Raw genomic sequence first — 21,125 nt, 5'->3', positions numbered from 1 at the left:
AATCGATGAGCATTTATTCACGCATCACCGGCACTGGCAGCTACCTGCCACCACGCCGCGTAACCAATGATGATCTGGCGGCCGAAATGGCTACGCGCGGTCTGGAAACCTCGGATGAGTGGATAGTCGAGCGTACCGGGATCAAGGCGCGCCATTTTGCCGCCCCGGATGTGACAGCCAGCGATCTGGCCGTGGAAGCCTCGAAAAAGGCACTCGAAGCTGCCAAGCTTGCGGCTGCAGACATCGATCTGATCATTGTGGCCACGTCCACGCCGGACATGGTGTTCCCTTCGACGGCAGCCATTTTGCAGAACAAGCTGGGCATCACCAATGGCTGCCCGGTGTTCGATGTGCAGGCAGTGTGCAGCGGCTTTGTCTACGCCCTGACGGTGGCTGACGCGATGATCAAGGCCGGCACCGCCAGGCGCGCGCTGGTGGTGGGGGCTGAAGTGTTCAGCCGCATCCTTGATTTCAATGACCGCACCACCTGCGTGCTCTTCGGTGATGGCGCCGGCGCTGTGGTGCTGGAGGCATCGAGCGAGCCAGGCATCCTGGCAACCGAGTTGCATGCCGATGGCAGCCATGTCGACATCCTGTGCGTGCCGGGCCATGTCTCGGGTGGCGAGGTGATTGGCTCGCCCATGCTGCGCATGGACGGCCAGGCCGTATTCAAGCTGGCGGTGGGCGTGCTCGACAAGGCGGCCCGCGCCGCATTGGCCAAGGCCGACATGCAAGAAGCTGATATCGACTGGCTGATACCGCACCAGGCCAACCTGCGCATCATGATGAGCACGGCGCGCAAGCTCAAGCTTTCGCCTGAGAAGGTGGTGGTCACGGTTGATCAGCACGGCAACACGTCCGCGGCATCGATTCCGCTGGCGCTTGACCATGCGGTGCGCGCAGGCCAGGTCAAGCCGGGTCACAACGTGATGCTCGAAGGCGTGGGTGGTGGCTTTACCTGGGGTGCGGTACTCCTGAAAATGTAGCTTTAAGCGCTTGATGTGCTTAGGCTATTGCCGTATTTCATTCAAAAATTCAATGAAAATCGAGACATGAATTCTTTTGCGTTCGTATTTCCCGGCCAAGGCTCGCAGGCCGTTGGCATGCTCGACGCCTGGGGCGACCATCCTGCTGTGCGAGAGGCGCTGCAGGAGGCCTCCGATGCGCTGGGTCAAGATATTGGTGCTCTGATTCATGGTGGTCCCAAGGAAACACTGGCGCTGACCGCCAATACCCAGCCTGTGATGCTGGTGGCCGGTGTGGCTGCATGGCGCGTATGGCGTGCAGAAGGCGGCGCGCTGCCCATGGCAGTGGCTGGACATTCGCTGGGTGAATACTCGGCACTGGTTGCTGCTGGCGTGTTGACGCTGGCCCAGGCGGCGCCGCTGGTGCGTCTGCGCGGTGCCGCCATGCAGGAAGCCGTGCCGGTGGGCGCCGGCGCCATGGCTGCCGTACTGGGTCTGGATGCGGAGAAGGTCAAGGCGGTTTGTGCCGAAGTGACTGCCAGGATGGGCGGTACGGAGGTGGTGGAGGCCGTGAACTTCAACGACCCCGGCCAGACCGTGATTGCCGGCTCGAAGGCGGCAGTCGAAGCAGCCAGCCTGGCGGTGAAAGAGGCGGGTGCCAAGCGTGCGCTGCCACTGCCGGTATCGGCACCTTTCCATTCGAGCCTGATGAAACCGGCTGCGGAAAAGCTGAAGGCGGCGCTGGCGGGCCTGCAGCTCGCTGCACCGCAGATCCCGGTGCTCAACAATATCGATGTGGCGGTGCAAACGGAGACCGATGCCATTCGCGACGCGCTGTACCGCCAGGCTTTTGGCCCGGTGCGATGGGTGGAATGCGTGCAGAAGCTGCGCTCCATGGGGGCTACGCATCTGGTAGAGTGCGGCCCCGGCAAGGTGCTGACCGGCATGACCAAGCGCATCGATCCGGATATGGTGGGCGTAGCCCTGTATGACCCTGCTACCCTGCAGGAAACCAAAGAAGCAATTGCATGACTGAAGCAACCCAAACAGCCAAAGTAGCCCTGGTCACAGGCGCATCGCGCGGTATTGGCGCTGCCATTGCGCAAGCATTGGGCGCTGCCGGCTACAAGGTGGTGGGCACGGCTACCACCGAAGACGGCGCTGCCAAGATTTCGCAGGCCCTGTCAGCCTTCCCTGGTTCACGCGGCGTGGCGCTGGATGTGAACAATGGCACGGCCGTCGAGGCGCTGATTGACGAATTGGTCAAGAACCAGGGCGGCCTGCATGTGCTGGTGAACAACGCCGGTATCACCCGCGACACCCTGGCCATGCGCATGAAGGATGAGGATTGGGACGCCGTGCTCGGCACCAACCTGAAAGCCGTCTTCGGAGCCAGCCGCGCTGCGATCCGTCCGATGATGAAGCAGCGTTTTGGCCGTATCATCAGCATTACCAGCGTAGTGGGCGCTTCCGGCAATGCCGGGCAGGCCAATTACGCTGCGGCCAAGGCGGGCGTCGCCGGTATGACGCGTTCGCTGGCCAAGGAGTTGGGCAGCCGCGGCATCACGGTAAACTGCGTGGCGCCTGGTTTTATCGAGACCGACATGACGGCCCAGCTTCCTGAGGAGCAGAAGAAAGCGCTGCAATCGCAGATCGCTTTGGGTAAGCTGGGACAGCCGCAAGACATTGCCAACGCTGTGGTCTATCTGGCATCGGATGGTGCTGGTTATGTGACCGGGCAGGAGTTGCATGTCAATGGCGGCATGTACATGTAGGTTTGGCAGAAGTTAAAAGCCGTTTCCTCGCGACGGCAAGTTGCACTCAGGTATTGCTGAAGCAGCTAGAATCGCGGGTTCATTCACAACCCCCAGAGGGAAACCATGAGCGATATCGAAGCACGTGTCAAGAAAATCATTGCCGAACAACTCGGCGTGGAAGAGTCTCAAGTAACAAACGAAAAGGCTTTCGTAGCCGATCTGGGTGCAGACTCGCTGGACACCGTGGAACTGGTGATGGCTTTGGAAGATGAGTTCGAGATCGAGATCCCTGACGAAGACGCAGAAAAGATCACGACGGTGCAGAACGCCATCGACTACGCCAAGAGCCACCAAAAGGCCTAATTGATTGCGCATGCACTTGGCGCCCGACAGGGCGCAAGTGTCTTGCCGCAACTCCGAGAGACCAACAAGAAAGCTGTAACGCATGAGTCGCCGTCGCGTCGTCGTGACTGGTCTGGGTTGCATCAGCCCCGTGGGAAACACGGTTGCTGAAGCCTGGTCCAACATTTTGGCCGGCCAGTCCGGCATTGACCTCATTACCAAGTTTGACACCACCGACTTCAGCTGCAAGATTGCAGGCGAGGTCAAAGGGTTCAATCTTGAGTCCTATATGAGTGCCAAGGAAGCACGCACGATGGACACCTTCATCCACTATGGCATTGCCGCTGCACAGGAAGCAGTGACGGATGCCGGTCTGGCCACTGGCGAGGCATTGGATGAAGAGCTGGCTGCGCGTATCGGTGTGGTGATAGGTTCCGGCATCGGCGGTCTGCCGCTGATCGAGGATACCCACAGCGAGTACGAGCGCCGTGGCGCCCGCCGCATCACGCCTTTCTTTGTACCTGCCTCCATTATCAACATGGTTGCTGGCCATGTATCGATGCGGTTTGGCTTCAAGGGGCCCAACCTTTCGGTAGTGACGGCTTGCACGACTGGCTTGCACTGCATTGGTGAAGCAGGTCGATTGATCGAGTACGGCGATGCCGACGTCATGATCGCAGGCGGTACCGAATCTACAGTTTCCCCGTTGGGAGTGGGCGGATTTGCCGCAATGCGCGCACTTTCCACTCGCAACGATGACCCCAAGGCGGCGTCGCGCCCCTGGGACAAGGGCCGTGACGGCTTTGTGCTGGGTGAAGGCGCAGGCGTGGTAGTGCTTGAAGAATACGAGCATGCCAAGGCCCGTGGCGCCAAGATCTATGCCGAATTGCTGGGCTACGGCATGAGCGCTGATGCGGGTCACATGACCGCTCCCAATATGGATGGCCCTCGCCGGGCCATGCAGGGCGCGCTGCGCAATGCCGGTGTGAACGCCGATCAGGTGGATTACCTGAATGCGCACGGCACATCGACTCCGCTGGGCGATCTGAACGAAACCAATGCCATCAAGGCGGCAATGGGTGACCATGCCAAGAAGATGGTGATCAGTTCGACCAAGTCGATGACGGGTCACCTGCTGGGTGGCGCTGGCGGCCTGGAAAGCGTGTTCACCGTGATGGCGCTCAAGGATCAGAAGATTCCTCCGACCATCAATCTGGTGGATCAGGACCCAGAGTGCGATCTGGACTATTGCGCCAATACGGCGCGTGATGCCAAGCTGGAAATCGCTGTCAAGAACAACTTTGGCTTTGGCGGTACCAACGGCACCTTGGTATTCAAGCGTGTTTGAGCGCGCCTGAAAACCTGGCCCAAACCCATCATCAGGTCTCCCTTTGGGAGGCCTTTTGTTTTGTGCATTGATTTTGCGCGTTTCCAACACCTCTGCGCTGCGATGTGCACTGGTGGCCTGAAAGCCAGCACAATCGATGCCATGGAGGTAAACGTTCGCCGCCGATCCCCACATGTTGCGCTGGCAACACCCGTTGCATATCCGTTGGTTCATCCCGGCTGGATTCGCTGTGGAGTGCTCGCTGGCCTTCTGGGCGCGGGTGGGCTTGGTGTTGCGTGGCGCCTGGCCTCGGATCCTCTGCAATGGCAGCAGTGGCTGCTGGGCGTCGCGTGGGTGCTGGCTTGTCTGGCTGTTACAAACCTATCCCTCTGGCGCTCCGGAACCTTTTTGCATTGGAATGGCTCCAAGTGGCGCATTTGTCATGGAGCATCATCAGTTGCGGATGGAGAGGAGCTGGTGCGGTGCGCGGTGGCCATGGATGCCCAGCGCTGGATTCTGCTGCGTGCGACGGTACTGCGGCCATCGACGGCCAGAGTTCGATGGCTGCTGATTGCGCAAGCCACTAATCCAGAACATTGGCCGGATATTCGGCGGGTCTTATACTCGTCCATCGTTGCTGACCAACAGAGCGCCCCTGTGGCGTGACGCCTGCAGCTGACCAACCAACAATAAGAGCTGCATGTCTGTAGCGCGAAGAGAACACAACCTATGACGGGAACGCCAATGGCACCAGCCCCGGGCGCGAACGATACCGACCTGCAATTGGTGCAGCGCACCGTTGCAGGCGACCAGAAGGCCTACGGTTTGCTGGTGATGAAGTACCAGCGACGCATCGAACGGCTGATTGCGCGAATGATTCGCGATGTGGATCTGGTGCCGGATCTGGCGCAGGAGACTTTCTTGCGCGCCTACCGTGCGCTGCCGCAATTTCGCGGAGAGGCGCAGTTCTACACCTGGCTTTACCGTATTGCGGTCAATACGGCCAAGAAGGCCATGGTGGAGCTGAACCGCAATCCGGTGATGACAGAGAGTGCATTGCGTGGAAATGATGACGACGATGAAACTTCTGCGCCGACAAGAGAACTAACCAGCGACGAAACCCCGGAGACGGTCATTGCGGCCCAGGAGATCGCCCAGGCGGTCAATGCGGCCATGGATGCCTTGCCTGAAGATTTGCGTCAGGCGATCGTGTTGCGGGAGATAGAAGGCATGTCGTATGAAGACATTGCCGAGACGATGGACTGTCCTATCGGAACGGTGCGCTCGCGCATTTTCCGTGCCCGAGAGGCTATTTCCACCAAGGTAAAACCGATGCTTGAACGCCAGTCTGGCAAGCGTTGGTAGCGATCATTTGAGGACTGGTTGCAAAGGCATGGGCCCGCGAGGAATATGGCTATGAATCTCGAAAACCAAGCACCAAACAGGATGCCGGTGGCTGCTTTGGAGCAGTTGTCTGCATGTATCGATGACGAGCTCGATGACGATGGGCTTGCGCAGTTGCTGGCTGAAATGCCTGAGGCAGATGGCATGGCCGCGTCGGCCGCAACGTCGCTGCATTCCTACCTGTTGATCGGTGAAGCCATGCGTGGCCCCCTGGCCATGCAGGCCGCACCGATCCATACGGACCCTCAGGCCTTCTGGGCCCGTCTTCAGTGCCAGATCGATCAAGAGGCACCATTGGTTGCGGCATTCAACCAACCCCAGGTGGGTGAAGTGAAAGTGCCTGACCTGGCCAAAGCCCCACGCCCGGTGGCGGTGCAAGAGGCGGCCAACCACTCCGTATTCCGCTGGAAGATGGTGGCAGGGCTTGCTTCCGTGGCGGCGGTGGCCATGGTGGGATGGAATTCCATCTCTCTGCTGTCCTCCGGTCCCGACAAGGGCGGCCAGCAACTGGCGAGTGCAGCACCAGCATCCACCCAGGGGCTGGTGCAGATGCCGGTGACTGTGGGGCAGAATGCCACCATCATGCTGCGTGATCCACGTCTGGACGAGCTGATGGCTGCGCGTGGCCAGATTGGCGGCACTGCCAATCTGCAGATGCCGGCCAGTTTCTTGCGCAATGCCACCTTCAATGCGGAAAAGAAAGCAGGGGGCTGTGCGGACAAACCCTCGCGACTGTGCTGACGGACGGAGCATCTCTCAGTAGGTAGTTCAACCCAGTTAATTCAATCAGCACCTGCCTTGGCAGGTGTTTTTTATTCCCAAAGCGGTTTTCCTCTCTTGAAACCCGTGCTTTATGGCGCATCTGTCAAAGGATGCATCGGAGGAACCTCGCAAAGGTTTGTGTCTCCAATGCTGCATTGCGCTGTGTTCCTGGAGGTAAGCCTTCTGCAGCGCATAGTCATCTTTGTGAGGAGTGATATGTCTATCAAGCGTTGGAAACCTTTCCAGGTCAGTGCATTGGCGGCCATTCTGTCGATCAGCAGTGCGGTGATGCTGCCGGTGGCAGCGCAGGCGCAGACCACCGCGCCGGTCGTGCGTGGACTGCCGGATTTCACTGATCTTGTGGATCAGGTAGGTCCGTCAGTGGTCAATATTCGAACGATGGAAAAAGTTTCCAGCCGAAATGCGCAAAGCGGCATGGACCCGGAGATGCTGGAGTTCTTCAAGCGCTTTGGTTTGCCGGTGCCAAGCATCCCCCGGCAGCAACGCCCGCAAAAACCCGATAGCGACGAAGAGCAGCCCAGTGGCCTGGGTTCTGGCTTCATCCTGACCTCGGATGGCTATGTGATGACCAACGCCCATGTGGTTGAAGGCGCCGATGATGTGATCGTGACCCTGACCGACAAGCGGGAGTTCAAGGCCAAGATCATTGGTGCGGACAAGCGCACCGACGTGGCTGTGGTCAAGATCGAGGCTACGGGCTTGCCTGCGGTCAAGATCGGCGATGTGAACCGTCTGCGCGTAGGCGAGTGGGTCATGGCAATCGGCTCGCCTTTTGGCCTGGAAAACTCGGTCACTGCCGGCATCGTGTCTGCTAAGCAGCGGGATACGGGTGACTACCTCCCCTTTATCCAAACCGATGTTGCCATCAACCCTGGCAACTCAGGTGGTCCGCTGCTGAACATGCGTGGCGAAGTAGTCGGTATCAACAGCCAGATCTATTCCCGCTCGGGCGGCTTCATGGGGATTTCCTTTTCCATCCCGATTGATGAAGCGGTGCGCGTGAGCGACCAATTGCGAGCTACGGGACGTGTCGTGCGTGGCAAGATCGGTGTGCAGATTTCGACTGTCAACAAGGATGTAGCGGAGTCCATTGGCCTGGGCAAGGCGCAAGGTGCGCTGGTTACCGGCGTGGAGAGCGGATCGCCTGCCGAAAAGGCGGGGGTGGAAGCGGGTGATGTGATCACCAAGTTCGATGGCAAGCCGCTGGAGAAATTGGCGGATCTGCCGCGTTGGGTCGGCAATACCAAGCCCGGCTCCAAGAGCACGGTGACCGTATTCCGGCGTGGCAAGACCATGGACCTGCCCATCACCATTGTGGAGATTCCGTCGGAAGCCGCAGCAAAGACAGGTGCAGGCAAGGAGCCTGAAAAAGCCAAGCCTTCCACTGCCGCGCAGCAATTGGGCTTGGTGGTCAGCGATCTGACCGATGCCCAGCGCAAGACTTTGAACCTCAAGGGGGGTGTTCAGATTGTTTCTGCAGACGAGGCTGCTGCCCGAGCCGGTCTGAAGCAAGGCGATGTCATCCTGGGAATCGCGAACACGGAGATCGCTGATGTCAAACAGTTTGATGCTGCCGTGGCCAAAGCGGATAAATCCAAGCCTGTGAATGTCTTGTTTCGCCGGGGCGAATGGACCCAGTATGTACTGATCCGCCCGCTGAAGTAGGGCGAAGACTAAGGTGGGGCGGGCGTGTGGCCCGTCTCTCCGGCAAAGCCGATGGCGGATGTCATCGGCTTTTTTTGCGGCCAAAAATGTATAGCAGAGACTGACGGGAATACGAAAAAGCCTCAGAACATTGCTGTTCTGAGGCTTGTCGTTTGGTGCGGCTGGCAGGAATCGAACCCACGACCCCTTGGTTCGTAGCCAAGTACTCTATCCAGCTGAGCTACAGCCGCTAAGCTGCGTATTGTAGCATGTAATTTCTTCAATGTTTTGGTAAACGATGCCAAATGGAACAAAAGGCGGCGAGGCTGCCATGTGAAAAAGCCAGTCTGGTGACAGACTGGCTTTCGTCAAATATGGCGGCCCCTGCGGGGCCGTTTCCATCAGCGGCTCTGGTCAACCAGGCGCTGAGCCTGTGCCTTGATGGTCGGGCTGGTGGATTCGGAAAGAACCTCCTGCGCCAGCGAGCGCGCGCCTTCCTTGTCGCCAATGGCAAGAAACTCCTGGGCCAGGGTCAGCTTGGTCGTCAGTGGATCGCTGTCATCCATCTCCAGGCCTTGCACATCCTCTGCCAATGAGGCGGGATGGGTGCGTTCGGGTTCGCCATTGAGGGGAAGATCCAGCACGGACAGCGACGTCATGTCGAAATCCATGCTGCGCGTGGTTGCGTCGGTGATCGGCAACTGCGCGGTGCTGGGTGTATCGAAATCGCTCATCTTGAAATCGAGCGCACCAGGCTGTGTCTCCAGACCTTGTACGCTCAGCGCGGAAGGCGTGGGCGAGAGTTCCGAAGGAATGTTCAAGGCTTCTGCAAGCTGGCGATCAAAATCGTCCATGGTTGCCGCAGGGGCTGCCGGTGCAGATGCAGGATGGCTGGCGGCAGAAGCGGCAAGGCCTGCACCTAACGCCGCGGCACCGGTTGCGAGAGCTGCCGCAGGGCTCGCAGGAGGCGCCGAGTATGCGGGTGCCGCATCAGGTGCTTCCGTTAGCTGGCTGCTCATGGCAAAGTCCAGACCGGAAATCGGGCCAAAGTCACTGGGGGTGTCGTTCTGGCTGCGATTGACGGCACTTGGTGGTTGCGTGTTTTCAAAGGCCAGAGGCTGTGCGCGTGCCGCTTCGGCGGCTGCCGCTACCGCAGCAGCGGACATGACATCCACGGGTGGCACGGTTGCAGCGGTGTTCTGGTATAGCGCATTGGCCGGATCCAGTTCCTGGCCCAGCGCAGCAATGCGCAGCCACTCAGGGCCGGAGCCGTTGGTGAGCTGGCGCGCTTCCTTGGCGATGCTCTCGAGTGCCAGGCGGTCTTTGCGCTTGGCATAGATTTCTGCCAGCTTGGCATGCAGGGCGCTACGCGTGGGATTGGTGCGCAGTGCTTCTTTCAGGATTTCTTCTGCCTGCAGGTCCCGGCCATACGCCAGATAGACATCGGCTTCAGCAACCGGGTCCACATCGCCTGCGTCCAGTTGGCTGGGGGTATAGGCCAGCGAGGATGCACCCGTCGTCATGGCGCTGACCGACGTGTCGATGTGCTGACCGCCGCTGGCGCCGAAGAAGGAATCTTGCGACAGGCTGCTTTCCATGACCGAGTCCGAAACGCCAGCCGCAGCTTCCTTGCGCTTCTTGTTACGGTACCACAGGCCGCCCAGCAACGCGATCACGGCCAAGCCGCCCGCCGCTGGCAGTAGCGGATTCTCCATCAGGTCGTCAACAAAGCTGGGCTCTTCGACGGGTGCGGGAGGTGGAACGGGCGCTGGCTTGGGAGCTGGCGGAGCGACCGCAGGTGCTTCCGCTGCGGGAGCGGGCGACGCAGCGGCTTCTGCGGGTGCCGGGGCGGGTGTAGGCGCAGGGGCTGGCGCCGTCACTGCTGGCGTTGGCGCTGGCACCGGGGAGGTCGCTGCTGCGGTCACAGGTGCCGTGACGGCAATGCCAGGGGCCTTGTCTGCAGGTTTGTCCACTGCTGCCGGGGCTGGAGCGGCTGCAGGCGCTGCCGTTGACGCGACCACCGTGGCCTTATTGGCAGCAGCCTCCTTGATCTTGTTGAGCTCTTCCAGGTTCTTGTCCAGCTCGGACTTGCGCTCTTGTGTAGCGTTGGCCTCCTGGGCCTTGGCTACGCTGGCTTCGGCCGACTTCTTGCCCTTGACGCCTGCTTCCTTGGTGAGCTTGAGCTGGTCTGGTGCGACATTGCTGCTCTTCTTGTCGTCGACAGAGGCCTCTACCTTGCCACTGGCGGAGCGCGTGTCGCTTGCCACATTGGCAGGCGCTGCCTTGGAGGCCAGTTGGTGGCGGTAGTTGTTGAAGTCGCGGCTCTGGGCTGCCACCATCTGGCGCGCCTTGCTGGCCGATACGGAGCGTGCCTGCTCGGCGCTTGGCATATTCAGCGTCACGCCAGACTTCATGCGATTGACGTTGCCGCCAATGAAGGCATGCGGATTGGCCTGCATCACGGCGATCAGCATCTGGTCGAGCGATACGCCGGATGGCTTGTTCATGGCAGCAATACGACCTGCCGTATCGCCACGCTGCACCAGAACGGAATCACCGCCGCCGCTCGACTGGTTGGATGCCGTGGCTGGAATGTTGGCGCGGGAGCTGGATTTAGCCTTGCTGCTGCCGGTGCTAGGTGCAGGCGTGCTGTCTGCCGAGGTCAGTGGTTCTTCGATCACGCGCACCGGAGGCGCAGGGCGTGCAACAGGGGCTGGCGCTGCATCGCTGGTGATCTGCGGAGCGGTGGTGACGGCTGCTTCGGCCTTCTTCAGATTGGGAGGGTCGAACAGCATGGTGTAGCTGCGCACCACCTGCCCGGAGTTCCAGTTGGCATCAATCACGTAGTCGACAAACGGATCATTCACGGCCCGTTGGGTAGACAGAACGATGACAGCCGTGCCATTGGCGCGGCGCTGCAATTGCGCTTTCACGCTGCTGGCAGTGCCCGTGTAATCCATACCTTGGGCACGGAAGACGGAGGAGGAGGCGGTTTTGACCTGCAAGGTCTCGGCTTCAGCCGGCGTGATCTGTTGGACTTCGATCTCGGCGCGCAAGGGCTCGCCCAGAGCCGACTTCACATTGATCTTACCCAGTGCCAAAGCCGATGCTTCTCCCGAATACAGGCCGATGGCGGCCACGGCCGCGGCCAGTGCAGTGATTTTCCAGCGATGCATAGTGCTACTTGATTGATTTATGAAAGCGCACGGGGTTGCTTTTGTACTCATGCCGAATCCCTCCCCCCAGACGCGAAAATTGGTAATTATCAGTAAAAAGTACCTTACCAGTAATGTGTTGGAGTGACAAGTTAACGAATGCGGTTGTGTACTGATAAACGGATTCTCATAAATTTCCACAACTCATAATGTTGTTCAGGCACAACTTTGCCAGCATCTGTCCTTCGCCAAGGGGATGCAGAAAATTGGCCTGAGGCAAGAAAAAACACCCTTTTTGGCGCTGAAGGGCGCCAAAAGGGTGTGCTGTATCGGGGGCCAAAGAATCAGGGAAGCGCGATCACTTGCCCAGCAGGATGCGCAGCATGCGGCGCAGCGGCTCGGCAGCGCCCCACAGCAGTTGGTCGCCGATCACGAAGGCTGATACGTACTCTGGGCCCATGTTGAGCTTGCGTACGCGGCCCACGGCCACTTCGAGGCCACCGGTGACGGCCGCTGGAGTCAGCTCCTTGACCGTGAGTGCGCGCTCGTTGGCCACGAACTTGACCCAGGGGTTGCCGCTCTTGATCAGGGCTTCGATCTCGGCCAGGGGCAAGTCCTTCTTGAGTTTCAGGGTCAGTGCCAGCGAGTGGCAGCGCATCGCGCCAATGCGCACGCACAGACCGTCAACAGGAATGGGGCTTGCCGTGCCGAGGATCTTGTTGACCTCGGCCTGGCCCTTCCATTCTTCCTTGGACTGGCCATTGTCCAGTTGGGCGTCGATCCAGGGGATCAGGCCGCCAGCCAGTGGAGCGCCAAAGAATTCGGTCGGCACGTCTTCGCGGATGGTGGCAGCGACCTTGCGGTCGATATCGAGGATGGCAGATGCAGGCGTTGCCAGCTCGTCCGCCACGGCGGCGTGCACCACACCCATGCCCTTGAGCAGTTCGCGCATATGGTTGGCGCCACCGCCCGATGCTGCCTGGTAGGTCATGGAAGAGACCCACTCCACCAGACCCGCCTTGAACAGTCCGCCCAGGCCCATCAGCAGGATGGAGTTGGTGCAGTTGCCGCCAATCCAGTTTTTGCCGCCGGCGGCGAGCTTTTGCTTGATCAGATCGTCATTGACAGGGTCGAGCACGATGACGGCATCGCCCTCCATCCGCAGCGAGGAAGCGGCGTCGATCCAGTGGCCATTCCAGCCTGCGGCACGGATCTTGGGGAAGACGTCCTTGGTGTAATCGCCGCCCTGGCAGGTGATGATGATGTCGCACTTGGCCAGCTCGGCGATATCGTTCGCATCCTTGAGCTGGGTATGCACCGCAGCCATGGCAGGGGCCTTGCCGCCCGCGTTGGATGTGGAGAAGAACACCGGCTCGATCAGTTCGAAGTCGCCCTCGGCCTGCATGCGATCCATCAACACGGAGCCGACCATGCCGCGCCAGCCCACCAAACCTACCAATTGCTTGCTCATATAACGCCCTTGTGTGCCAAAAAAGTTGTGCCACGGGGCTGATTTGCCTGGCTCGTCTGGCCAGTGGGAGGCGCACGACGAACCAGGCTGGATCAGCCGGTAATCGTCGTGGTTTTGGAAATGCTTGCGCGCGCAGCCATACCCGCTGCAATAGCGGAGATGGTGTTCAGCCAAGAAACAGGGCGGTGCGCAAACATAGTGGAAGCTATTCTAGCGCCAAAATTTGCTGCGGCGCACGCATTTTTTATACTTTTTAAGTGTTGACGCATCGAAGCGAATGGTGATATGTATAAAAAGTATAAATTAAGTCGTAAATTTATAGAAAATATCGTCAAATCGACGAAATTGGTTCTGCATTGTTTGAATAGACCGTTGTTCCGATCAAACAAAGGCTTCCAAACTGGCGCAACAATGAAAAAGGGCAGGGGAGAATCCCTGCCCTTGCTCGCCTTGCCTATGGCGATGGCGCCGGCGTCTTACAGCGCAGCGACCACGGCATCACCCATCTGCTGCGTGCCGACCTTGGTGGTGCCTTCGCTGTAGATGTCGGGCGTGCGCAGGCCTTGGGCCAGCACCTTCTGCACGGCCGCTTCAATCTTTTGCGCGGCGGCTTCCTGGCCGAGGCTGAAGCGCAGCATCATCGCTGCGCTCAGGATGGTGGCCAGCGGGTTGGCAATGCCCTTGCCGGCAATGTCGGGTGCCGAGCCGTGGCTGGGCTCGTACAGGCCCTGCTTTTTGTCGTTCAGGCTGGCCGATGGCAGCATGCCGATGGAGCCGGTCAGCATGGATGCCTCGTCGCTCAGTATGTCGCCGAACATGTTGCCGGTCACCACCACGTCAAAGCGCTTGGGCTCCTTCACCAGCTGCATGGCGGCGTTGTCCACATACATGTGGTCCAGCTGCACATCGGGGTACTGTTTGCCCACTTCGGTCATCACGTCCTTCCACAGCTGGAAGGTTTCCAGCACGTTGGCCTTGTCCACGCTGGTCACGCGTTTGCCGCGCTTTTGCGCGGCCTGGAAGGCCACATGGCCGATGCGCTCGATTTCGGGGCGGGTGTAGCGCATGGTGTCAAAGGCTTCTTCGGCGCCGGGAAAGTGCCCATCGGGCGAGACGCGGCGGCCGCGTGGCTGACCAAAGTAGATGTCACCGGTCAACTCGCGGATGATGAGGATATCGAGGCCTGCCACCAACTCGGGCTTGAGGCTGGAGGCGTGGGTCAGCTCCTTGTAGCAGATGGCGGGGCGGAAGTTGGCGAACAGGCCCAGCGCCTTGCGCAGGCCCAGAATGGCCTGCTCGGGGCGCAGCGCGCGCTCCAGCGTGTCGTACTTCCAGTCGCCCACGGCGCCAAACAGGATGGCGTCGGATTCCTGCGCCAGTTTCAGGGTGGCAGGTGGCAGCGGGTGGCCTGCGGCTTCATACGCGGCTCCGCCCACGGGGGCAGACTCCATCTGCAGGTCCAGCTTCAGCGCATCCAGCACCTTGACGGCTTCTGCAACGATTTCTGGGCCAATGCCGTCTCCGGGCAATACTGCAATTTTCATAATTGACTCACTTATTGATAGCTGGTTGCGCTTGACCATCAAGCGCTAGATGGGTTTTTTTGGGGTAGTGGGCGTGGCCCGGCCTTCAGGCCTTGGCCTGCACGAGGCTGTGCGCCAGCCAGGGCTTCGTGGCCAGGCGGTTGGCTTCAAAGGCCTGGATCTTGTCTTTCTGGCGCAGGGTGAGGCCAATGTCGTCAAACCCGTTGAGCAGGCAGTACTTGCGGAAGGCGATCACGTCGAACGGGATTTCCTCTCCCTGCGGGCGCACGATCACCTGGCGCTCCAGGTCAATGGTCAGCTCATAGCCGGGGAAGGCCTGCACCTCGTGGAACAGCTGGTCGATGGTGGACTCTGGCAGCACGATGGGCAGCAGGCCGTTCTTGAAGCAGTTGTTGAAGAAGATGTCGGCAAAGCTGGGAGCCAGGATGGCGCGGAAGCCGAATTGGTCCAATGCCCAGGGTGCGTGCTCGCGGCTCGATCCGCAGCCAAAGTTCTTGCGCGCGATCAGCACGCTGGCGCCCTTGTAGCGTGGCTGGTTGAGCACAAAGTCGGGGTTGGGCTTGCGGGCGCTTTCAGGCACGCCGGGTTGGCCGGGCTGGTCCAGGTAGCGCCATTCGTCAAACGCGTTCACACCAAAGCCGGTCTTCTTGATGGACTTGAGGAACTGCTTGGGAATGATGGCGTCGGTATCGACGTTCTCGCGGTCCATGGGCGCCACGAGGCCTTTGTGGATGGTGAATTTTTGCATGTTGAAGCCCTTTTTGGCCATCAGCGTTCATGTACCAAGCGCTGACAGCTACATATTTGATAGTGTTATCGTGCGGCGCGCGAGATCGCGTTGCCCGCGCCCTGCACATCCTGGCCAATGCCATGGACGGTGTTGCAGCCCGATAGCAGCGCGGCGAGCGCGATGGTGACGAATGCAAAACGGGTTTTCATCGCAATAGCTCCTTGGATCAGGCAAAACGGCGGATATCCACAAAGTGGCCGTGCACCGCAGCGGCAGCGGCCATGGCGGGGCTGACGAGGTGGGTGCGGCCACCGGCGCCCTGGCGGCCTTCGAAGTTGCGGTTGCTGGTGGATGCGCAGCGCTCGCCGGGCTCCAGCCGGTCGGCGTTCATGGCCAGGCACATGCTGCAGCCGGGCTCGCGCCACTCAAAGCCTGCGGCGGTGAAGATCTTGTCCAGGCCTTCGGCTTCGGCCTGCGCCTTCACCAGGCCAGAGCCGGGCACCACCATGGCCAGCTTCACGTTCTTGGCCACTTTCTGGCCCAGTTTCTTGACGACGGCGGCTGCTTCGCGCATGTCCTCGATGCGGCTGTTGGTGCAGCTGCCGATGAACACCTTGTCGACAAAGATGTCGTTGATCGGCTTGCCGGGTTCCAGATTCATGTAGGTGAGCGCACGTTCGATGGCGCCACGCTTGTTCGGATCCTTTTCCTTGTCAGGATCGGGCACGATGGCATCCACACCCAGCACCATCTCGGGGCTGGTTCCCCAGGTGACCTGCGGCACGATGTCTTCGGCGCGCAGGGTGACGACGGTGTCGAACTTGGCATCGGTGTCGGAGTGCAAGGTCTTCCAGTACGCCACGGCCTGGTCCCATTCCACGCCGGTCGGGGCGAGCGGGCGGCCTTTGAGGTATTCAATGGTCTTGTCATCCACGGCCACGAGGCCGGCGCGTGCACCCCCTTCGATGGCCATGTTGCACACCGTCATGCGGCCCTCGATGGACAGGTCGCGGATGGCGGAGCCTGCAAACTCGATCGTGTAGCCCGTGCCGCCTGCAGTGCCGATCTTGCCGATGATGGCGAGCACGATGTCCTTGGCGGTAACGCCCGGTGCCACCTTGCCGTCCACCTTGATCAGCATGTTCTTGGCTTTCTTGGCCAGCAGGGTCTGCGTGGCCATCACGTGCTCGACTTCGCTGGTGCCGATGCCGTGCGCCAGTGCACCGAATGCGCCATGCGTGCTGGTGTGGCTGTCGCCGCAGACCACGGTCATGCCGGGCAGGGTGGCGCCTTGCTCGGGGCCCATCACGTGGACGATGCCCTGGCCCTTGTCCATGAAGGGGAAGAACGCGGCAGCGCCGAATTCGCCGATGTTGTCGTTCAGCGTGGTGATCTGCTCCTTGCTGATCGGGTCTTCAATGCCGTCATAGCCGCGTTCCCAGCCGGTGGTGGGCGTGTTGTGGTCGGCAGTAGCCACCACGGAGCTCACGCGCCACAGCTTGCGGCCGGCCATGCGCAGACCTTCGAAGGCCTGCGGGCTGGTCACTTCGTGCACCAGATGGCGGTCAATATAGAGGATGGTGGTGCCATCTTCCTCGGTGTGGATGGCGTGCTCGTCAAAAATCTTGTCGTAGAGGGTGCGTCCGGTCATCGTGGTCTCTTTCGGTCAAGTGTTTGTAATGGGGGAATTTCAAAATTTATAGCGCGCCAAGTCCTATGGACGGTTGCAGGGCGCGGATTGTATGGGCGGCATCGTCACCGGGCGCAAGCGCGTCGGCGACAAGCCGGGGGCTCAGGTGCTCGACCAGCAGGCGTGCGGTCACGGGGAGGGCATCAAAATCGCGTGCCATCAGGCGCAGCTCGCGGTGTGCCCAGTCGTCGGTCAGCTGGATGCCGCGCAGGTTGCCCACGCCGTGCATCAGAGTGAAGGCCCGGTCGGGCACCAGACCGACGCCCAGACCGTTGTCGATCATGCGGCACATGGCGTCCAGGCTCGTTACCTGGATGCGCTGGCGCAGCGGGCGGCGCAACTGGGCCGATGCCGAGCGCATGGCCTGGCTGATGCTGCTGCCCGATTGCAGGCCGACAATGTCCCATTCCAGTGCTTCTTCAAAGCTGATTGCGTCGCGCTTGGCCAGCGCGTGCGAGAGCGGCACCACCAGCATCAGGTGGTCAGACCGGTAGGGGCGTGACTGCAGCTCCATTTCGGCCGCGCCCTGCACGGCGTCCGGGTTGCAGATGCCAAGGTCTGCCGTGCCTTCATGCACGGCCTGGACCACGTCGGCACTCAGGTGCTCCTGCAGGTCAATCTTGATCTGGCTGTGCTCGCGCGCAAAGCTGCCCAGATCCTCGGGCAGAAACTGCACGATGGCCGAGATATTGGCATGCACGCGCACATGGCCGCGCACGCCATCGGCGTACTCCGACAGCTCTCCCTGCATGCGCTCCAGCCCGAACAACACATTGCGGGCGTGGTGCAGCAGGCTCTCGCCCGCAGGCGTCAAGGTCACGCCACGGCTGTGGCGGTAAAGCAGCTGGGTGTCGACCGCGGTTTCGAGGTCCGACAGGCGCTTGCTGACAGCCGATGCAGCAATGAACTCGCGCTCCGCCGCGCGGCCGATGCTGCCTAGCTCGCACACGGCCACAAACAGCTGGAGCGAGGTCAGGTCGATACGGCGCGCAAAACTGCGCTCGGAGCTTTTCATGGTGGGGAGGTATCGTGGTTTTAGAAAGCAAAAGCCATTTTACGCAATAAAAGGCAATTTGACATCGCCATTTGCGATGGCTTGCGTGTTCGAAATTTGACGATGCGGTGACAGCGCTGTGGCTGTTCCTTGGCCCGCAGGGCATGGCGCGTCCGCCTGTCGGGCTGGGAGTAATTTGTTTGCTTGTGTAACGGATTGACCCCTTTGCCGGCCTTGCACCGATTCAGTCCTTGTCCAAGACATTTCATCGGAGAAAGCTGCAATGACCCTTCGCACACCATTTCATTCAGACAAGCCGCGCCTGCCCGCATTTCCGCGTTCGGCCCGCCTGCTGGCCTTGGTGCTGGCGGCTACCACCCTGGTAGCAGCCTGTTCGCCAGATGCCTCCACCAATGCTTCTGATTCGCAGGGTGTGGTGGCCGATTCCGCAGCATTCACATCTGGCACGGCCCAGGCCGATGGTGCGGCGCTGGAGAGGCGGGCTCGCCCGCGTGCCATGCTGGAGGAGGCCGCGCCGGGGAAGGCGGCTGCTGCCAAGCTGATGTCTGCACCGGTGCCAGCACCGGCTTCCATCGCTGCTGGCGCAGGCATGGATACCGCGCAGCCTGCCAGCACGGCGCCCAGCCAGCGCTTTCTGGCGGTCAGCCACCGCATGCAGATTGAAAGCCCGGCCGCCGAGCTGGCAGGCTTGTGGGAGACGGTCAAATCTACCTGTGAGCGGCTTGACTGCTATGTGGAGGGCTCTGCGCTGCAACGGGAAACTGCGCAATCCGCTGCCAGTGCGTACCTGACGATGCGTATCAACCCACGCGACTTTGCCATGCTGACGGCCACCCTGGGCGGCAACGCGAAAATTCTCAACCACCAGACATCCACCGAAGACAAGACCAGCCAGGTGATCGATGTGGAAGCGCAGATCAAGAACCGCAGCGAATACCGCGACAGCCTGCGCGAGCTGCTGCGCGAGAAAAATGTGAAGCGCACCTTGCAGGACCTGATCGAGATCCGCGACACCATGTCGCAGGTGCAGGCAGAAATCGATGCCGCCGCTACCCAGCGCGCCCTCTTGGAGCGCGAAACAGCCAAGCAACTGGTGCAGATGCAGTTCCAGCCCCAGCGGGTCATCGTCAGCGGTACCTACAGCCCTTGGCGGCAGACCTGGCAGCGCAGCTGGGATACCTTTGCCTTCAGTGCGCAAAGCCTGGTCGTCACGGTTGCGGGGCTCATTCCCTGGCTCCTGGTACTGGTGGTGATTGGCGTGCCGCTGTGGCTGGGTCTGCGCAGGCGCTTTGCGCGCCGGGCTGCCGCTGCGGTTGCCAAATCTGTGGTCAATGCGCCTGTCCCGGTGGAATGAGCACAGCGCGAGTGCACCTGCCGATCACCTGCGCTATTGCCGGACTGGGAGCGGGCGGGAGGGGCGCTCCGCCATGCTGATAGCGACGGTGAGCACCGCAATGCCGATCAGCTGCGCGGTGCTCAGCGCCTGGCGGAAATACAGCCAGTCGATCACGATGGCCACGGCTGGATAGACAAACTGGAAGATGGCGATGCGCGATGTGGGCAGGCGAAGCGTGCCGGCATAGATCAGGGTATAGGCCAGTGCGGTATGCACGAGGCCCAGGCCGGCAAGCCAGAGCCATGCGCCTCCCCAGGCGGGCCATCCGTATTGCACGGGCCAGATCCACAGCGTCAACGCGCCAAGCAGGCATTGCCACCACGCCAGGGCGCTGGCACTGGTTTGCGCCTTCTTGGCGCAGAGCGTGACGCCGGCCATGCATACTGCGCCCGCCATGCACAGTGATACGCCCAGCCAGTAGCCGCTCTGGTGAAGGTCTTCTGCTCCAAATACCGGAAGGTGCTGCAGCACGCCGGTGGCGAGGGCGAGGCCGAACAGGGCCACCAGCACGGCAGCCAGGCGCTGCCCTCTCACCCTCTCGCCCAGCCACAGCGCGCCAAACAGCAACAGCCACAGAGGTTGCACATGGAAGAGCACAATCGCCATCCCCGCCGAGGTGTAAGTCATGGCCTGAAAGAAGAGAGCCCAGGAGGCAATCATGAGCACGCCCGATGCCAGCACCCATGGTGCCGCGCGGCGCGGCAGACGCAGCAGCGGCAATTGCCTTCGCCAGGCCATCCACGCCGTCAACCCCAAAAGGCCGAAGGCGCAACGAAACCAGGTGGCGGTGATGGGGGCGGCATGTGCTTCCTGCACAAATACGCCGACCGTGCCAAGCAGCATGCAGCCCAGCAGAAAGGGCAAGGCGCCACTGCTGACGGCATGTTGCCGGGGGGTGGAAATGGAGGTCGCCATGGCGGCGTTGGGTGAGGGATGCATGAACCCAGTGTCCCGTTGTCTGCAAAAAACGAAAAGCGCATAATTTGGCATCCAATATTTCGATAATCGAATAGGTGAGGGCCCATGGAACACCTGCGCGACATGCAGCTCGATTGGCTCAAATGCTTTGTGGCGGTGGTGGACACGGGAACGCTGTCCAGTGCCGCGACGGAAGTGTTCCGTTCGCAATCAGCGGTCAGCATGCAGATCAAGAAGCTGGAAGACGCGATGGGCCATCGCCTGCTGGACCGCAGCAGCCGCAGGCTGCAGCTCACGCCCGAAGGCCAGACGCTGCTGGGCTATGCGCGTCGCATGCTCGACCTGCAGGCCGAGGCGCGGCAGGCGCTGCACAACCAGCCATTGACCGGGCGTGTGCGCCTGGGGGTGCCGGATGACTATGCGCAAAAGTACCTGACGCCCGTGCTGCGCCGCTTTGCGCTGCGTCACAGCAGCGTGGAGATCGAGCTCAATTGCGAGCAATCGACGGCGCTGATCCCGCGTGTGGCACAGGGTGATCTGGATGTGGCGCTGGTCTCGCGCGACCATGCGCGGCGCGGCATCCTGCTGTTTCACGAGCCCATGGTCTGGGTGGGGTCGCCGCAGTTCGAGTTGTGGCGGCGCGATCCGCTGCCCATTGCCGTGTACGAGGAGGCTAGCCTGGCGCGGCGGGGCGCCATGCATGCGCTCGCGCAGCAGGGGCGGCGCTACAAGGTGGTCTACAACAGCTCCAGCCTGGCTGGGCAGATTGCCGCCGTCGAAAGCGGCCTGGCCGTGGCCGCGCTCACCCAGTGCAGCGCGCCTGCGCATCTGCAGCAACTGGGCATCGAACACGGCCTGGGCCCCTTGGTCCCCATGGAGGTGGCTGCCTACCGCAGCCGGGCATCGCGCGGCAACGCGGCGGTCGATGGGCTGCAGCAACTGCTGGTGCAGACCTTGCGGCAGGCTAGTCGCCCGGCGGGTTAG

At 61.0% G+C, this 21,125-nt stretch carries 18 protein-coding genes and 1 tRNA gene; 10 read left to right on the top strand and 9 right to left on the bottom strand.

From position 1 onward, the window contains the following. Positions 1–5: 5 nt before the first annotated feature. From ABIE32_RS06470 to ABIE32_RS06435, 8 genes are all read left to right on the top strand, one after another. Positions 6–986 carry a beta-ketoacyl-ACP synthase III gene (locus ABIE32_RS06470; protein ID WP_224150010.1) on the top strand — a complete coding sequence of 327 codons (981 nt, stop codon included), beginning with the start codon at positions 6–8 and terminating at the stop codon, positions 984–986. A 66-nt stretch (positions 987–1,052) separates the two neighbouring features. Then, on the top strand, positions 1,053–1,997 hold the full coding sequence (fabD, locus tag ABIE32_RS06465; protein ID WP_429014814.1) for an ACP S-malonyltransferase: 945 nt from the start codon (positions 1,053–1,055) through the stop codon (positions 1,995–1,997). After that, positions 1,994–2,740, top strand: coding sequence for a 3-oxoacyl-ACP reductase FabG (gene fabG / locus ABIE32_RS06460; RefSeq protein ID WP_429014812.1), 747 nt, complete (start codon positions 1,994–1,996; stop codon positions 2,738–2,740). Before fabD ends, fabG begins: the two co-directional genes overlap by 4 nt. 105 nt (positions 2,741–2,845) lie before the next feature. Then, a complete protein-coding gene (acpP, locus tag ABIE32_RS06455) occupies positions 2,846–3,085 on the top strand; it encodes an acyl carrier protein (RefSeq protein ID WP_184707587.1) in 240 nt (79 codons plus the stop codon). Positions 3,086–3,167: 82 nt separating this feature from the next. After that, positions 3,168–4,412, top strand: a complete 1,245-nt coding sequence (gene fabF, locus ABIE32_RS06450) for a beta-ketoacyl-ACP synthase II (protein WP_429014810.1) — start codon at positions 3,168–3,170, stop codon at positions 4,410–4,412. Between the two features lie 723 nt (positions 4,413–5,135). Then, positions 5,136–5,756: an RNA polymerase sigma factor RpoE gene (gene rpoE, locus ABIE32_RS06445; RefSeq protein WP_429014808.1), complete on the top strand. Its 621-nt coding sequence runs from the start codon at positions 5,136–5,138 to the stop codon at positions 5,754–5,756. Between the two features lie 51 nt (positions 5,757–5,807). Next, positions 5,808–6,536, top strand: a complete 729-nt coding sequence (locus tag ABIE32_RS06440) for a sigma-E factor negative regulatory protein (protein WP_429014806.1) — start codon at positions 5,808–5,810, stop codon at positions 6,534–6,536. A 309-nt stretch (positions 6,537–6,845) separates the two neighbouring features. Next, positions 6,846–8,243 (top strand): DegQ family serine endoprotease, encoded by a 1,398-nt coding sequence (locus ABIE32_RS06435; protein ID WP_429014881.1) that lies wholly within the window; start codon positions 6,846–6,848, stop codon positions 8,241–8,243. 153 nt (positions 8,244–8,396) lie between these two features. On the opposite strand, the gene ABIE32_RS06430 is transcribed toward ABIE32_RS06435, so the two are convergent. From ABIE32_RS06430 to ABIE32_RS06395, 8 genes are all read right to left on the bottom strand, one after another. Further along, positions 8,397–8,473: transfer RNA gene (locus ABIE32_RS06430), tRNA-Arg, on the bottom strand. Between the two features lie 150 nt (positions 8,474–8,623). Further along, positions 8,624–11,398, bottom strand: coding sequence for a FimV/HubP family polar landmark protein (locus ABIE32_RS06425; RefSeq protein ID WP_429014805.1), 2,775 nt, complete (start codon positions 11,396–11,398; stop codon positions 8,624–8,626). Positions 11,399–11,735: 337 nt separating this feature from the next. Further along, a complete protein-coding gene (gene asd, locus ABIE32_RS06420; protein WP_224150003.1) occupies positions 11,736–12,848 on the bottom strand; it encodes an aspartate-semialdehyde dehydrogenase in 1,113 nt (370 codons plus the stop codon). A gap of 476 nt (positions 12,849–13,324) precedes the next feature. After that, positions 13,325–14,392: a 3-isopropylmalate dehydrogenase gene (gene leuB / locus ABIE32_RS06415; RefSeq protein WP_224150002.1), complete on the bottom strand. Its 1,068-nt coding sequence runs from the start codon at positions 14,390–14,392 to the stop codon at positions 13,325–13,327. An 85-nt stretch (positions 14,393–14,477) separates the two neighbouring features. Then, positions 14,478–15,140, bottom strand: coding sequence for a 3-isopropylmalate dehydratase small subunit (gene leuD, locus ABIE32_RS06410; RefSeq protein WP_224150001.1), 663 nt, complete (start codon positions 15,138–15,140; stop codon positions 14,478–14,480). A gap of 65 nt (positions 15,141–15,205) precedes the next feature. Beyond that, a complete protein-coding gene (locus ABIE32_RS06405) occupies positions 15,206–15,331 on the bottom strand; it encodes an entericidin A/B family lipoprotein (protein ID WP_224150000.1) in 126 nt (41 codons plus the stop codon). A gap of 17 nt (positions 15,332–15,348) precedes the next feature. Further along, positions 15,349–16,773 (bottom strand): 3-isopropylmalate dehydratase large subunit, encoded by a 1,425-nt coding sequence (gene leuC / locus ABIE32_RS06400; RefSeq protein WP_429014802.1) that lies wholly within the window; start codon positions 16,771–16,773, stop codon positions 15,349–15,351. Positions 16,774–16,819: 46 nt separating this feature from the next. Further along, positions 16,820–17,827, bottom strand: coding sequence for a LysR substrate-binding domain-containing protein (locus tag ABIE32_RS06395; protein WP_224149998.1), 1,008 nt, complete (start codon positions 17,825–17,827; stop codon positions 16,820–16,822). Between the two features lie 262 nt (positions 17,828–18,089). Between ABIE32_RS06395 and ABIE32_RS06390 the strand changes: the two genes are divergently transcribed. Further along, complete coding sequence (locus tag ABIE32_RS06390; RefSeq protein WP_429014800.1) at positions 18,090–19,181, top strand: DUF4349 domain-containing protein; 1,092 nt, start codon at positions 18,090–18,092, stop codon at positions 19,179–19,181. A gap of 33 nt (positions 19,182–19,214) precedes the next feature. Here the strand turns inward: ABIE32_RS06390 and ABIE32_RS06385 are convergent, their stop codons facing one another. Continuing rightward, positions 19,215–20,162, bottom strand: a complete 948-nt coding sequence (locus ABIE32_RS06385; RefSeq protein WP_429014799.1) for a DMT family transporter — start codon at positions 20,160–20,162, stop codon at positions 19,215–19,217. Positions 20,163–20,246: 84 nt separating this feature from the next. Between ABIE32_RS06385 and ABIE32_RS06380 the strand changes: the two genes are divergently transcribed. Beyond that, entirely contained in the window at positions 20,247–21,125 is an 879-nt protein-coding gene (locus ABIE32_RS06380) for a LysR family transcriptional regulator (protein WP_429014798.1), read from the top strand.

Origin of the sequence: Comamonas sp. 4034 (assembly GCF_050434545.1) — a bacterium.
GTDB classification, from domain to species: Bacteria; Pseudomonadota; Gammaproteobacteria; order Burkholderiales; family Burkholderiaceae_C; genus Comamonas; species Comamonas odontotermitis.
The sequence above is the reverse complement of the archived record's forward strand: the minus strand, read 5'-3'. Positions and strand labels throughout refer to the sequence as shown.